Raw genomic sequence first — 521 nt, 5'->3', positions numbered from 1 at the left:
AAGTCCGCTTTCTTCGACTGGATTCGCGCTCCCCGTGATTCGGGCCGTGAGCAGCGCCTGAGCCAGACCTACAAGGCTTTGGAAGTCAAAAACGCGGCCGATAGCCGTGAAACTCGTGCGACGCAAGCACTGGTGGGCGTGAACGCCGCCGGTGGTTACGCGTTGCCGAAAGTAATCGAAAACGCCATTGCGCGTCTGTCGATCGACATCTCGCCGATCCGCCAGATCGCGACCGTTCGCACCGTTGGCAGCACCGACTACCACGAGCTGTTCGATATCAATGGCGCCAGCTTCGAATGGCTGGGCGAAGGTGATACGCGCAACCAGACCAATACCGCTGACATGGCAGAAATCGTGCCAACCTTCGGCATGGCCTCGGCGAAGCCGCAGGCATCGGAAGAAGCACTGGACGACCTGTTCTTCAATGTGGAAGACTGGTTGATCGAGTCGGCCAGTGAATCGATGTCCGGCGGCGAAGGTGCAGCGTTCATTTCGGGCAACGGCGTCAAGAAGCCGACCGG

At 59.5% G+C, this 521-nt stretch carries 1 protein-coding gene; it reads left to right on the top strand.

The genetic code is table 11. The features are described 5' to 3' along the window. Positions 1-521: phage major capsid protein (locus AC07VL_RS28080; protein WP_494808764.1), on the top strand; the 521-nt coding region annotated here is incomplete at both ends.

Source organism: Janthinobacterium sp. GW821-FHT03C08, assembly GCF_059420905.1.
The sequence above is the reverse complement of the archived record's forward strand: the minus strand, read 5'-3'. Positions and strand labels throughout refer to the sequence as shown.